Annotated in this window: 14 protein-coding genes and 1 tRNA gene; 12 read left to right on the forward strand and 3 right to left on the reverse strand. The window is 62.8% G+C overall.

Features of this window, described 5'->3' with window-relative positions; genetic code table 11:
* The first annotated feature begins 12 nt into the window (after nucleotides 1-12).
* The 8 genes from fabG to JNA92_RS01565 all read left to right on the forward strand — a co-directional run bounded on the left by fabG (nucleotide 13) and on the right by JNA92_RS01565 (nucleotide 7,028).
* Nucleotides 13-753: a 3-oxoacyl-ACP reductase FabG gene (gene fabG, locus JNA92_RS01530; RefSeq protein ID WP_241803032.1), complete on the forward strand. Its 741-nt coding sequence runs from the start codon at nucleotides 13-15 to the stop codon at nucleotides 751-753.
* 202 nt (nucleotides 754-955) lie between these two features.
* Nucleotides 956-1,192, forward strand: coding sequence for an acyl carrier protein (gene acpP, locus JNA92_RS01535; RefSeq protein ID WP_241803033.1), 237 nt, complete (start codon nucleotides 956-958; stop codon nucleotides 1,190-1,192).
* Nucleotides 1,193-1,366: 174 nt separating this feature from the next.
* Complete coding sequence (gene fabF / locus JNA92_RS01540) at nucleotides 1,367-2,611, forward strand: beta-ketoacyl-ACP synthase II (RefSeq protein ID WP_241803034.1); 1,245 nt, start codon at nucleotides 1,367-1,369, stop codon at nucleotides 2,609-2,611.
* On the forward strand, nucleotides 2,611-3,426 hold the full coding sequence (pabC, locus tag JNA92_RS01545) for an aminodeoxychorismate lyase (RefSeq protein ID WP_241803035.1): 816 nt from the start codon (nucleotides 2,611-2,613) through the stop codon (nucleotides 3,424-3,426). The genes fabF and pabC overlap by 1 nt, the downstream gene beginning before the upstream one ends.
* 4 nt (nucleotides 3,427-3,430) lie before the next feature.
* Nucleotides 3,431-4,594 carry an endolytic transglycosylase MltG gene (gene mltG / locus JNA92_RS01550; protein ID WP_241803036.1) on the forward strand — a complete coding sequence of 388 codons (1,164 nt, stop codon included), beginning with the start codon at nucleotides 3,431-3,433 and terminating at the stop codon, nucleotides 4,592-4,594.
* A gap of 9 nt (nucleotides 4,595-4,603) precedes the next feature.
* Complete coding sequence (gene tmk / locus JNA92_RS01555) at nucleotides 4,604-5,236, forward strand: dTMP kinase (protein ID WP_241803037.1); 633 nt, start codon at nucleotides 4,604-4,606, stop codon at nucleotides 5,234-5,236.
* A complete protein-coding gene (locus JNA92_RS01560) occupies nucleotides 5,229-6,215 on the forward strand; it encodes a DNA polymerase III subunit delta' (protein WP_241803038.1) in 987 nt (328 codons plus the stop codon). Before tmk ends, JNA92_RS01560 begins: the two co-directional genes overlap by 8 nt.
* A 30-nt stretch (nucleotides 6,216-6,245) precedes the next feature.
* Nucleotides 6,246-7,028 (forward strand): TatD family hydrolase, encoded by a 783-nt coding sequence (locus JNA92_RS01565; protein WP_241803039.1) that lies wholly within the window; start codon nucleotides 6,246-6,248, stop codon nucleotides 7,026-7,028.
* Nucleotides 7,029-7,289: 261 nt separating this feature from the next.
* Here the strand turns inward: JNA92_RS01565 and JNA92_RS01570 are convergent, their stop codons facing one another.
* Nucleotides 7,290-8,423 (reverse strand): aminotransferase class V-fold PLP-dependent enzyme, encoded by a 1,134-nt coding sequence (locus JNA92_RS01570; RefSeq protein ID WP_241803040.1) that lies wholly within the window; start codon nucleotides 8,421-8,423, stop codon nucleotides 7,290-7,292.
* A 71-nt stretch (nucleotides 8,424-8,494) separates the two neighbouring features.
* Between JNA92_RS01570 and JNA92_RS01575 the strand changes: the two genes are divergently transcribed.
* The 4 genes from JNA92_RS01575 to JNA92_RS01590 all read left to right on the forward strand — a co-directional run bounded on the left by JNA92_RS01575 (nucleotide 8,495) and on the right by JNA92_RS01590 (nucleotide 11,448).
* Nucleotides 8,495-9,130 (forward strand): TetR/AcrR family transcriptional regulator, encoded by a 636-nt coding sequence (locus JNA92_RS01575; protein WP_012313442.1) that lies wholly within the window; start codon nucleotides 8,495-8,497, stop codon nucleotides 9,128-9,130.
* A gap of 107 nt (nucleotides 9,131-9,237) precedes the next feature.
* Nucleotides 9,238-10,206 carry a GTP 3',8-cyclase MoaA gene (locus JNA92_RS01580; protein ID WP_241803041.1) on the forward strand — a complete coding sequence of 323 codons (969 nt, stop codon included), beginning with the start codon at nucleotides 9,238-9,240 and terminating at the stop codon, nucleotides 10,204-10,206.
* Between the two features lie 65 nt (nucleotides 10,207-10,271).
* A complete protein-coding gene (locus tag JNA92_RS01585; RefSeq protein ID WP_241803042.1) occupies nucleotides 10,272-10,877 on the forward strand; it encodes a DUF4823 domain-containing protein in 606 nt (201 codons plus the stop codon).
* Between the two features lie 10 nt (nucleotides 10,878-10,887).
* Nucleotides 10,888-11,448, forward strand: a complete 561-nt coding sequence (locus JNA92_RS01590; protein WP_241803043.1) for a DUF1285 domain-containing protein — start codon at nucleotides 10,888-10,890, stop codon at nucleotides 11,446-11,448.
* A gap of 61 nt (nucleotides 11,449-11,509) precedes the next feature.
* Here JNA92_RS01590 and JNA92_RS01595 read toward each other — a convergent pair.
* Together JNA92_RS01595 and JNA92_RS01600 are read right to left on the reverse strand one after the other, a co-directional pair.
* Nucleotides 11,510-11,585, reverse strand: a tRNA-Asn gene (locus JNA92_RS01595).
* 74 nt (nucleotides 11,586-11,659) lie between these two features.
* Nucleotides 11,660-12,856: an amino acid aminotransferase gene (locus JNA92_RS01600; RefSeq protein WP_241803044.1), complete on the reverse strand. Its 1,197-nt coding sequence runs from the start codon at nucleotides 12,854-12,856 to the stop codon at nucleotides 11,660-11,662.

Here is a 12,856-nt window from a genome sequence, read left to right on the forward strand (position 1 = left end):
GGAGAAGCTTGCATGAGCCTGCAAGGTAAAGTTGCACTGGTTACCGGCGCCAGCCGGGGTATCGGCCAGGCCATCGCCCTCGAGCTGGGCCGCCAGGGCGCGACCGTGATCGGTACCGCCACTTCGGCTTCCGGTGCCGAGCGCATCGCTGCCACCCTCAAAGAGCACGGTATCACCGGTACCGGCATGGAGCTGAACGTCACCAGCGCCGAGTCCGTGGACGCGGTGCTGGGTGCCATCGGCGAGCAGTTCGGTGCCCCGGCCATTCTTGTCAACAACGCGGGCATCACCCGCGACAACCTCATGCTGCGCATGAAGGACGACGAGTGGTTCGACGTGATCGACACCAACCTCAACAGCCTCTACCGTTTGTCCAAGGGCGTGCTGCGTGGCATGACCAAGGCGCGTTGGGGTCGTATCATCAGCATCGGCTCGGTCGTCGGTGCCATGGGTAACGCTGGCCAGGCCAACTATGCGGCCGCCAAGGCCGGCCTCGAAGGCTTCAGCCGCGCCCTGGCGCGTGAAGTCGGCTCGCGCGGTATCACCGTCAACTCGGTGACCCCAGGCTTCATCGATACCGACATGACCCGCGAACTGCCAGAAGCGCAGCGCGAAGCCCTGCAGACCCAGATTCCGCTGGGCCGCCTGGGCCAGGCCGAGGAAATCGCCAAGGTGGTTTCCTTCCTGGCATCCGACGGCGCAGCCTATGTCACCGGCGCTACCGTGCCGGTGAATGGCGGGATGTACATGTAACACTGCAACTCAATGTGACGGATTGCTAAAAAAAAGAGTCATACTCCCAGCCTAAAATCCGTTATAAAGCTGCAACCAGATTCCAGGCCGTGGGTTCGGTGACTGAGCGACAGTGCGTTGCGCTTGAAAAGCGAACGCCTTTCTATAAAATTGGTCACCGGCCAGCTGCCTGACATATATCCACTAGGAGTGAAAACTAGGTATGAGCACCATCGAAGAACGCGTCAAGAAAATCGTCGCCGAGCAACTGGGCGTCAAGGAAGAGGAAGTGACCAACGAGAAGTCCTTCGTCGATGACCTGGGTGCCGATTCGCTTGACACCGTTGAGCTGGTGATGGCTCTGGAAGAGGAATTCGAGACCGAAATCCCTGACGAAGAAGCCGAGAAGATCACTACCGTTCAAGCTGCCATCGACTACGTCAACGCCCACCAGGGTTAAGACGCTGTAGTCGACGCTTCTTGTCGAGAAGAACCGCACTGCCTTTGCCGGCGTGCGGTTTTTTCTTTGCGAAGGCCCTGCAATGATCCGCGGGCTTCGAGAGCCTGTTGCCATTTCATTCCATTGCCTTGAATGCAATGGCAAGAGACTCTGTTATTAGAAAAGGAGAGTACTGTGTCGCGTAGACGCGTCGTGGTCACTGGTATGGGTATGCTGTCGCCACTGGGTACGGATGTACCGAGCACCTGGCAGGGCATTCTGGCTGGCCGCAGTGGCATCGGTCCGATCGAGCATACGGACCTTTCTGCCTACTCCACCCGTTTTGGCGGCTCGGTGAAGGGCTTCGAGGTCGAGCAGTACCTGTCGGCCAAGGAAGCTCGCAAGCTTGACTTGTTCATCCAGTACGGCCTGGCGGCCGGTTTCCAGGCGGTACGCAATGCCGGCCTGGAAGTCACCGACGCCAACCGCGAGCGCATTGGCGTGGCCATGGGCTCCGGGATCGGCGGCCTGACCAACATCGAAGAAACCAGCCGGACCTTGCACGATCAAGGCCCGCGCCGTATCTCGCCGTTCTTCGTGCCAGGCTCGATCATCAACATGATCTCCGGCTTCCTGTCGATCCACCTGGGGTTGCAGGGCCCGAATTATGCTATTGCCACGGCCTGTACCACGGGCACCCACTGCATCGGCATGGCTGCCCGCAACATCGCCTACGGTGAAGCCGACGTGATGATCGCCGGTGGCGCCGAAATGGCCGCTTGCGGCTTGGGCATGGGTGGCTTTGGTGCCTCGCGCGCGCTGTCGACCCGCAACGATGAGCCGGCCCGTGCCAGCCGTCCGTGGGACAAGGGGCGGGACGGCTTCGTGCTCTCCGACGGCGCCGGTGCACTGGTACTCGAAGAGCTCGAGCACGCCCAGGCCCGTGGTGCGACCATTTATGCCGAGCTGGTCGGTTTCGGCATGAGCGGCGACGCTTACCACATGACGTCGCCGCCCGACAGTGGCGAAGGCGCGGCGCGCTGCATGGCCAACGCATTGCGCGATGCTGGCATCCAGCCGTCTGAGGTCAGCTACATCAACGCCCATGGCACTTCGACTCCGGCTGGCGACGTCGCTGAGGTCGCGGCCATCAAGCGTGTGTTCGGCGAGCATGCCTACACGCTGGCTGTGAGCTCGACCAAGTCGATGACCGGCCACCTGCTGGGGGCTGCGGGTGCTGTAGAGGCGATCTTCAGTGTGCTGGCAATCAACAGCCAGATGGCGCCGCCGACCATCAACCTCGATGAGCCGGACGAAGGCTGCGACCTCGACTTCGTGCCTCATCAGGCGCGCAGCATGCCGATCGACGTAGTGCTGTCCAACTCGTTCGGCTTTGGTGGCACCAACGGCTCGCTGGTGTTCCGCCGGTTCGCCGGCTGATGCACAGCTGGATCGACGGCCAGCCTGCGACTGCGGTCAACCTGCAGAACCGTGGCCTGGCCTACGGCGATGGCCTGTTCGAGACCATCGCCGTACGCAGTGGCCGTCCCAGCATGCTGGACGGCCACCTGGCACGCCTGGCCCTGGGCTGCCAGCGTTTGGCAATCGATGCCGACCCGGCGCTGGTGCGCGATGAAATCCTGCGTTATGCCACCCAACTGGGCGACGGTGTCGCCAAGCTGATCCTTACCCGGGGCGACAGCCAGCGTGGCTATGCGCCAATGGCAGGTGTTGCGCCGCGGCGCATCCTGCTGGGCGGCCCCCTGCCCAGCTACCCTGGCGAACATGCCGAGCACGGTGTGCGTCTTTTTCCTTGCCAGACCCGGCTTGGGGAACAACCGTTATTGGCGGGCCTCAAACATCTCAACCGTCTTGAGCAGGTGCTGGCCCGTGCCGAGTGGCAGGACAGCGAGCATGCCGAAGGCTTGATGTGTGATGGGCAAGGCAGGCTGGTCGAAGGTGTTTACAGCAATCTTTTCTTGGTGCGCGGCGGCGTGTTGCTAACCGCTGAACTCAGCCGTTGCGGCGTGGCCGGCGTGATGCGCGGTGCATTGCTGGAGCACGCGCAGGCACAGGCCATCCCGCTGCAAGTGCGGGATCTGGCGTTCGATGAGCTTGCGCTGGCCGATGAAGTATTTATCTGCAACAGCGTTTATGGGGTCTGGCCTGTGCGGGCTTTTGCTGCACTGAACTGGTCGCCGGGCCCACTCACCCGTAAACTGCAGGCCTTTGCCCGTACGTTACTGGATACCTGAATTCGTGAGACGCAAAATCCTGCTGCTGCTGGAAATGGGCTTGATCCTGGCCGGCCTGGCATTGGGCTGGGCTGCCTGGAAGGTCAACTCGGTGCTGGAGCAGCCCCTGCGCGTGACGCAGGAGCAACTGCTCGACGTGCCCAGTGGCACCAACCCCAATCGCATGTTCTACCGCATGGAAGGCGAGGGGTTGCTCGATGACGCCTTCTGGTTGCGCCTGTACTGGCGCTTCAACATGGCCGGCACGCCCCTGAAAACCGGCGAGTACCGCATCACGCCGGGCATGACCGTCGAAGAGTTGTTCGATGCCTGGCGCCGTGCCGATGTGGTGCAGTACAACCTGACGCTGGTGGAGGGTTGGACGTTCCGCCAGGTGCGCTCGGCGATCGCCAGGCATGAGAAGATCAAGCACACCCTGGAAGGGCTTTCCGACGCCGAGGTCATGGACAAGCTTGGCCATACCGGCGTGTTCCCGGAAGGCCGGTTCTTCCCTGATACCTACCGTTTCGTGCGGGGCATGAGTGACGTCGAGCTGTTGCAACAGGCCTACATGCGGCTGGATGAAGTGCTGGCCCAAGAGTGGGCCGAACGCGCCACCGACCTGCCTTATCGTGACCCGTACCAGGCGTTGATCATGGCTTCGTTGGTGGAGAAGGAAACCGGCATCCCCCAGGAGCGCGGGCAGATCGCCGGGGTGTTCGTTCGTCGCCTGCGGCTGGGCATGATGCTGCAGACAGACCCTACAGTCATTTACGGCATGGGCGAACGCTACAACGGCAGAATCACCCGCGCCGACTTGCGTGAGCCCACGCCTTACAACACCTACACCATCGCTGGGCTGCCGCCCACGCCGATCGCCATGGTCGGGCGGGAGGCGATTCACGCGGCGCTGCATCCAGCTGATGGCACCAGCCTGTACTTCGTCGCCCGGGGTGACGGCAGCCATGTGTTCTCCGACGATCTGAACGATCACAACTCGGCCGTGCGCGAGTATCAGCTCAAGCGGCGCGCGGATTACCGGTCAAGCCCTGCGCCCCAGGCTCAGCCGGAGGCGCAGGGTGTACCTGCGCAAGCATCGCCAGAGTCGGACGAGCCCTCTGCACAGGACCCGGCACCGGCCAGCGACCCTGCTCCGGCCGACGCCCCTGCAGCTGACGAACAACATTAAGGACTGCCTGTGAGCGGCTTGTTTATTACCCTGGAAGGCCCCGAAGGCGCGGGCAAAAGTACCAACCGAGACTACCTGGCGGCACGCCTGCGAGAGCAGGGGCTGGATGTGGTGCTTACCCGCGAGCCTGGCGGTACGCCGCTGGCTGAAAAGGTGCGCGAACTGCTGTTGGCACCCAGTGATGAGGTGATGGCTGCCGATACCGAGCTGCTGTTGGTGTTCGCCGCGCGCGCCCAGCACCTGGCGCAGGTGATCCGCCCGGCGCTGGACCGTGGCGCCGTGGTGCTGTGTGATCGTTTCACCGACGCTACCTACGCCTACCAAGGCGGTGGCCGCGGCCTTTCGGTGGAGCGGATCGCCGTGCTGGAGCAGTTTGTCCAAGGCCAGTTGCGCCCCGACCTGACGCTGGTTTTCGACCTGCCGGTGGAAGTCGGGTTGGCCCGTGCCGCCGCCCGTGGGCGGCTGGATCGTTTCGAGCAGGAGGGGCAGGCCTTCTTCGAGGCCGTGCGCCAGGCTTACCTGCAGCGCGCGCAACGCGAGCCGCAGCGCTACGATCTGCTGGACGCGGCGCAGCCGCTGGAAGCCGTGCAGCGCGCCATAGACGCGCTGTTGCCGGGCATCCTGGAGCGTTGCCGTGGCTGAAGCCTACCCTTGGCAGCAGGCGCTGTGGCAGCAGTTGGCCGGGCGTGCGCTGCACGCCCACGCCTACCTGCTGCACGGGCCGCAGGGTATCGGCAAGCGCGCCTTGGCCGAGCGCCTGATGGCCCGCTTGTTGTGCCAGCAGCCACAGGGGCTCGATGCCTGTGGGCAGTGCAAGTCCTGCTTGCTGCTCAAGGCGGGCAGCCATCCGGACAACTTTGTGCTGGAGCCGGAAGAGGCTGACAAGCCGATCAAGGTCGATCAGGTGCGCGAGCTGGTGTCCTTCGTGGTGCAGACCGCGCAGCTGGGTGGGCGCAAGGTCATCCTGATCGAGCCGGTCGAGGCGATGAACGTCAATGCTTCCAACGCCTTGCTCAAAAGCCTGGAAGAGCCCTCCGGCGACACCGTGCTGCTACTGGTCAGCCACCAGCCCAGCCGCCTGTTGCCGACCATCAAGAGCCGCTGCCAGCAAGTCAGCTGCCCACAGCCGAGCCTTGCCCAGAGCCAGGCCTGGCTGGCCACCGCGCTGGCCGACAGTGACGAGGCCGAGCGTGACGAGCTGCTGACCCTCGCTGCCGGCTCGCCGTTGATGGCGGTGAACCTGCAGGCCCAAGGGGTGCGCGAGCAGCGTGCGCTGGTGACCGATGGCGTGAAAAAGCTGCTCAAGCAGCAACAATCACCCACCCAGCTGGCCGAGGCCTGGAGTGGTGTGCCCCTGCTGTTGCTGTTCGACTGGTTCTTTGACTGGTCGCACCTGGTCTTGCGTTATCAATTGACCCAGGACGAGGAGGGGCTAGGCTTGGCCGATATGCGCAAGGTTGTGCAATACCTTGCGCAGAAGAGCCGGCAGGCCAAGGTGCTCGAGGTGCAGGCGTGGATCCTCGAACAGCGCCAGAAGGTGCTGGGCAAGGCCAACCTCAACCGCGTGCTGCTGCTGGAAGCCTTGCTGGCCCACTGGGTGCAGTTGCCTGGTTCCCGCTGATTCTTCAATTTTTCATGTGTGACGTCTCCCATGCTCGTAGATTCTCATTGTCACCTCGACCGTCTTGACCTCAGTGCCCATCAGGGCTCTCTCGATGCCGCCCTGCAGGCGGCCCGCGAGCGCGGGGTCGGGCACTTTCTGTGTATCGGTGTCAGTGCCGAAAATGCCGGTGCAGTGAAGGCGCTGGCCGAGCAGTACGCCGATGTCGACTGCTCGGTGGGCGTGCACCCGCTTGACCTGGCCCCCGGCGAGACCCCGGCGCTGGAATGGCTCTTGCGCGAACTGGCGCACCCGCATGTCGTCGCGATTGGCGAAACCGGGCTGGACTACCACTACGAGCCGGAGGCGGCCGAGCTGCAACAGGCGTCGTTCCGCTTGCACCTGGAGGCATCGCGCCAGACCGGCAAGCCGGTGATCGTGCACACGCGAGCAGCCAAAGCCGACACCTTGGCGCTGCTGCGTGAGGCCAGCCTGCCACAAGCCGGCGTGCTGCATTGCTTCACCGAGGACTGGGAGATGGCCAGGGCGGCCCTGGACCTGGGTTACTACATTTCGCTGTCCGGCATTGTCACCTTCCGCAATGCCGATGCCTTGCGCGAGGTGGCGCGACAGGTGCCGGTCGATCGATTGCTGGTGGAGACCGATTCGCCGTACCTGGCTCCGATTCCTTACCGTGGCAAGCCGAACCTGCCGCAGTACGTGCGAGAGGTGGCCGAGTACGTGGCGTCCTTGCGTGGCGTCAGCTACGAGCAGTTGGCCGGGCAGACCACCGACAACTTCAAGCGCCTGTTCCCCTTGGCCCGGGTGGCCTGACCAGGGCGCTCACGATGAGCGGCGCAGCGGGCTCACCGTCGCCATCCAGGCAAAAAAAACCCGGGTTCTGGGGGAGGAATCCGGGTTAAGACCATTAGGAGTAAAACAAAGGTACGCGGTCCGTGAGTACCTTTATCGGCGCGCCACTGGGGGGGATGCGCCGCGCCAACACTTCTAGTATTGGTCAGGTTTGGCGCAGTGCCAGTGGCAATTGTTCGTTTTTTAAACAGATTTGGAATACGCCAGAGCTCGCTTCCTTCCTCAGCGCATGGCCAGGCGCCGAACTTGCTGCACAGCTTCGTCGATAAGCTGCTCACTGGTATAGAAGTGCGGGGAAAAGCGCACACCTGGGCCGCGCAGGGCACAGATCGTCCGCTCTGCCATCAGGCTGCGATGAATGTCCGCGCTGTTCTGGCCGCAAATACTGAATGTGACAATCCCACCCCGGCGCTGCGGGGTGTCCGGGCTGTGCAGTTGGACCCCGGCGATACCCGCCAGCCCTTGGTGCAACTGCTCGACGCGGCGCTGCAATTGCCGGGCAACTTCGTCCATGCCGACGTCCTCGAGCAGCGACAGGCTGGCCTCCAGTGCGCAAGCGCCCAGCATGTTCGGGCTACCGCATTCGAACCGTCGGGCGCTGCGGGCCGGCTGCCACTGACGGCGTTCGAAGTCCCCCAGGTTATCCAGCATGTGCCAGCCATAGGCGTTGAGCCTTAGCTGCGGGCGCAACGCGGCCCTGCAGTAAAATACCCCCAGTCCTTCCGGGCCCAGCATCCACTTGTGGCCGTCAGCCATGGCGAAATCACAGTCATAGCGCTGCACGTCGAAAGGCACGGCGCCAATCTGCTGAATGGCATCGACGCAGAACAGCACATTGCGTGCCCGGCACCCCTGGCCCAGGCGCGCCAGGTCCAGGCGCAGGCCGCTGCCGAACTGCACGGCGCTGACCGCCAGCAGGCGTGTGCGCCCGGTGCAGGCGGCAAGTAGCGAGGCCTCAGGATCGGCTCCGGCGAGGCTCGCCTGCACCACCTCGACGCCGCGATCCGTCAGCGCTTCCCAGACCACCCGGTTGGAAGGGAACTCCTCGTCGCTGATCACCACCTGGTCGCCAGGCTGCCAGTGCAGGCCGAACGCCACCAGCGACAGCGCTTCGGATGTGTTCTTGACCAACGCGATATCGCCGCGTGAGGGCGCGTTGAGCAGGCGCGCCAGCCGTTCACGCAGGCGGCGCTCGGTGGCCAGCCATGCCGGGTAGTCACTGGCGCCCCGTTTCACGTTTTCCTGCGCAAAGCGCGCCACGGCCTCGCTGGCCCTGCGTGGCCAGGGGGCGATGGCCGCGTGGTTCAGGTAGCGCAGCCCCGGCGCCTGGTCGAACTCATCGTGAAACATAGACATGGTTGGATGATCCGTGCAATTTGCTGCAAGTTAGGCATAATAAACCGCTTCAATGTCATCCAGTCCTTCCCATGCAGAAAGAACCTCGTAAGGTCCGTGAGTTTCGCCGTCGCGAACAGGAAATCCTCGATACTGCGCTCAAGCTGTTTCTCGAACAGGGTGAAGACAGTGTCACCGTCGAGATGATCGCTGACGCCGTCGGTATCGGCAAAGGTACGATCTACAAGCACTTCAAGTCCAAGGCGGAGATCTACCTGCGCCTGATGCTCGATTACGAGCGCGATCTGAATGCGCTGTTGCATTCGGCCGATGTCGACCGCGACAAGGAGGCGCTGTCGCGCGCCTATTTCGAGTTCCGCATGCGCGACCCGCAGCGTTACCGGTTGTTCGATCGCCTGGAAGAAAAGGTGGTCAAGGGCAACCAGGTGCCGGAGATGGTCGAGGAGCTGCACAGCATACGTGCCTCCAACTTCGATCGGCTGACCCAGCTGATCAAGGGCCGCATCAGCGAAGGCAAGCTCGAAGACGTGCCGCCATACTTCCATTACTGCGCCGCCTGGGCCTTGGTGCACGGTGCCGTGGCGCTGTACCACTCGCCATTCTGGAGCAACGTGCTCGAGGATCAGGAAGGTTTCTTCCAGTTCCTCATGGATATCGGCGTGCGCATGGGCAACAAGCGCAAACGTGATCCGGAACCGGCGAGCTGAAGCGCTGCATCCCGCTCGACTGACCCCGGAGTGGAACGGGGGCTTGCAAAAACCTGAATTTTGAGTCAGGTTTTGCCGGCCCCGTTTCATCCATGCCGGAGTCATTCATGATTGTCGATCGTCAAGGCAGGCGTTTTCGCAACCTGCGCGTCAGCCTGACGGCTGCCTGCAACTATGCCTGCAGCTACTGCGTGCCCAACGGCAAACGCCTGGTTGCGGCGCAGGATGAGCTGTCCGCCGAAGCGCTGGCCCGCGGGGTGGCCTATCTGATCGAAGCCGCCGGTATCGAGCGCTTGCGTATCACCGGGGGTGAGCCACTGGTCAGCCCCAGGCTGGATGCTTTTTTGGCGGCAGTGGCCAAGCTGAAACTCCAGGACATCACCCTGACGACCAATGGTCAGTTGCTCGGGCGTAAATTGCCGCAGTTGCAGGCGGCCGGCATCCGTCGCCTGAATGTGTCCCTCGACACGCTGGACCCCCAGGCATTTCGACGCATCGCCCGCGGTGGCGACCTGCCCAGCGTGCTTGCAGGCATGCAGCAGGCCAGCGCCAGGGGGATGCAGATCAAGGTGAACATGGTGCCCATGCGTGGGCAGAACCTGGACCAGGTTGTGCCCATGCTCGACTACTGCCTGGCCCGAGGCTTCGAGCTGCGTTTCATCGAACTGATGCGCATGGGCCATCTGGCCCGTGATCACAACGCATTCCTGCAGCAGTTCGTTGGCCTCGACCAGCTGCTGGACCTGATTGGCCAGGCACATGCTTTCGAGAGGGCCGATGCGCCGCTGGATGCCACTGCGCTGCGGTACCAGATACCAGGCAAAGGCCATTTCGGCGTGATTGCCAACGAGAGCGTACCGTTTTGCCGAAGCTGTTCGCGCCTGCGCCTGTCATCGACCGGCTGGCTGCATGGGTGCCTGTCGTCGAGCAACCGTCACTTTGTCGGCGATCTGCTGGAGCAGCCTCGTCATCTGGCGCTGCCAGCCCTGCAGCGGTTACTGGTCAAAGCGTTGGCTGACAAACAGGCGCTGGCGTTTTCGGGGGACGTGATGGTGATGAAGGTGATCGGCGGCTGATCTGGCGCAAAAGCTGCATCCGCCGGCTATTCGCCGGTTTTTCGTCGCCGGTCACTGGAGGAAAGATGCGTAGCCTGGTCTTGCTGCTGGCGCTTATGGCGCTGGGCGGCTGCATGAATGTCAGCGATATGGGCGAGGGCGTCCGTTACCACATGAGCGATGCCGGCCTGCTGGATCACAGCGATACACGCCGCATGCTGTCGATTCGCCTGCAGCCCGATTCGTTCATCTTCATCGGCCAGGGCGCCTTCGTGCCGCCAAGCAAGGGGCCAGTACCCAAGCAGAACGTGGTCGCCGAGGAGGCCTTCAAGAGCTTCGTCGAGTATTTCCCGCTGGTGCGGCGGGCCCAGGGCCCGCTGGGGCTCGAAGAGGCCATCGCCGAGGCCCGCTCGGTCGGCGCCGACTATGTGCTGTACACCCGTTTTGCCCGCACCGACGACCGTATCGGCAACGGTGATGAGTGGTATGACGAGCAGGCTGTCGACCGCTTGGGCTGGGACACCGGTGTGGTACAGATGATGCTGATCGAAACCAATACCCGCTACCTCATAGACACTGCGCGTATCAAAAGCCGTGGCGGTTTGTTGACGTTCCACGACAATACGCCGCAGGATTTGCTTGCAGCGCCGATGCGCGAGTACGCTCGTAGCCTTCTGGGTATGAGTGAGTGAGGGCAGGGTGATGACAGATTCCGGCAAGGCCAACGATCTTCTGGCGCAGTTACCCAAACACAAGGGGCTGCCGCCGGTGCATCTGTGGAATCCGGACTTCTGTGGCGATATCGATATGCGGATCGCGCGTGACGGTACCTGGTACTACCTGGGTACGCCTATCGGGCGCAAGCCCATGGTGCGCTTGTTCTCCACCATCATGCGTCGGGATGGCGACGACTACTTCCTGGTCACCCCGGTGGAGAAAGTGGGTATTCGGGTCGACGATGCGCCGTTCGTTGCCGTGACGCTGGATGTACGGGGTGCGGGTGAGCAGCAGGTGCTGAGTTTTACCAGCAACGTCGAGGACCAGGTTGAGGCCGGGCCGGGCAATCCGCTGCGGGTGGAGGTCGACCCTGTCACTCAGGAGCCTTCGCCTTATGTGCTGATGCGCAGCAACCTGGAGGCATTGATCCATCGCAATGTGTTCTACCAGCTGGTCGAGCTGGCGGTGCCTGGTGAGATCGATGGCGAGCCATGGCTGGGCGTCTGGAGCCATGGGCAGTTTTACCCGATCGGGCGCGACTGCTGAATACTTTTGCGTAGCCATGAAAAAACCTCCAGTGCTTGCGCATCTGGAGGTTTTTGGTATTTGGCTCCGCGACCTGGACTCGAACCAGGGACCCAATGATTAACAGTCATTTGCTCTACCGACTGAGCTATCGCGGAATCTGCGCATATCTTACTGATTGCCAGGGGCAAGTCAACCCGCCCCCAGCAAATCAGGCAGCCAAATCAAACAGTTACAGTACTTCCACGATGGCCTTGGTCACCACGTGGATATTGCTCTGGTTGAGTGCGGCCACAGCGATACGGCCGGTGTCCAGTGCATAGATGCCGAACTCGTTCTTCAGGCGTGCCACTTGCGCTACGGTCAGGCCCGAGTAGGAGAACATGCCCGCTTGACGGCCGACGAAGCTGAAGTCGCGCTTGGCGCCGTATTGGGCCAGCAGTTCGACCATCTGCTTGCGCATGCCGTGGATGCGCTGGCGCATTTCACCCAGTTCGGCTTCCCACATCTGACGCAGTTCGGCACTGTTGAGCACGGTGGCGACGATGGTTGCGCCGTGGGTCGGCGGGTTGGAGTAGGTGGTACGGATCACGCGCTTGACTTGCGACAGTACGCGGGTGCTCTCGTCTTTGTTGCCGGTAACGATCGACAGTGCGCCAACGCGCTCGCCGTACAGCGAGAACGACTTGGAGAACGAGCTGGAAACGAAGAAGTCCAGGCCCGACTCGGCGAACAGGCGCACGGCGAAGGCGTCTTCGCCGATGCCCTCGCCAAAGCCCTGGTAGGCCATGTCCAGGAACGGCACGTGGCCCTTGGCCTTGACCACTTCCAGCACGTTTTTCCAGTCGTCCAGGCTCAGGTCGACGCCTGTCGGGTTGTGGCAGCAGGCGTGCAGGACAATGATCGAGCCGGACGGCAGGCTGTTCAGGTCTTCGAGCATGCCGGCGCGGTTGACGTCGTTGCTCGGGGCGTCGTAGTAGCGGTAGTTCTGTACCGGGAAGCCGGCGGTTTCAAACAGGGCGCGGTGGTTTTCCCAGCTCGGGTCGCTGATGGCGACCACGGCATTGGGCGACAGGCGCTTGAGGAAGTCGGCGCCGATCTTCAGTGCACCGGTACCGCCAACGGCCTGTACGGTCACCACGCGGCCGGCGGCCAGCAATGGCGACTCGGCGCCGAAAATCAGCTTCTGCACGGCCTGGTCGTAGGTGGCGATGCCGTCGATCGGCAGGTAGCCGCGCGAAGCATGCTGGGCAGCACGCTGGGTTTCGGCTTCGATCACGGCGCGCAGCAGCGGAATGCGGCCTTCCTCATTGCAATACACGCCCACACCCAGGTTGACCTTGTCGGTACGGGGGTCGGCGTTGAATGCTTCGTTGAGGCCCAGAATGGGGTCGCGGGGTGCCAGCTCGACAGCGGAAAACAGGCTCAT

The sequence above is a fragment of the Pseudomonas putida genome (assembly GCF_022627325.1).
GTDB classification, from domain to species: Bacteria; Pseudomonadota; Gammaproteobacteria; order Pseudomonadales; family Pseudomonadaceae; genus Aquipseudomonas; species Aquipseudomonas putida_X.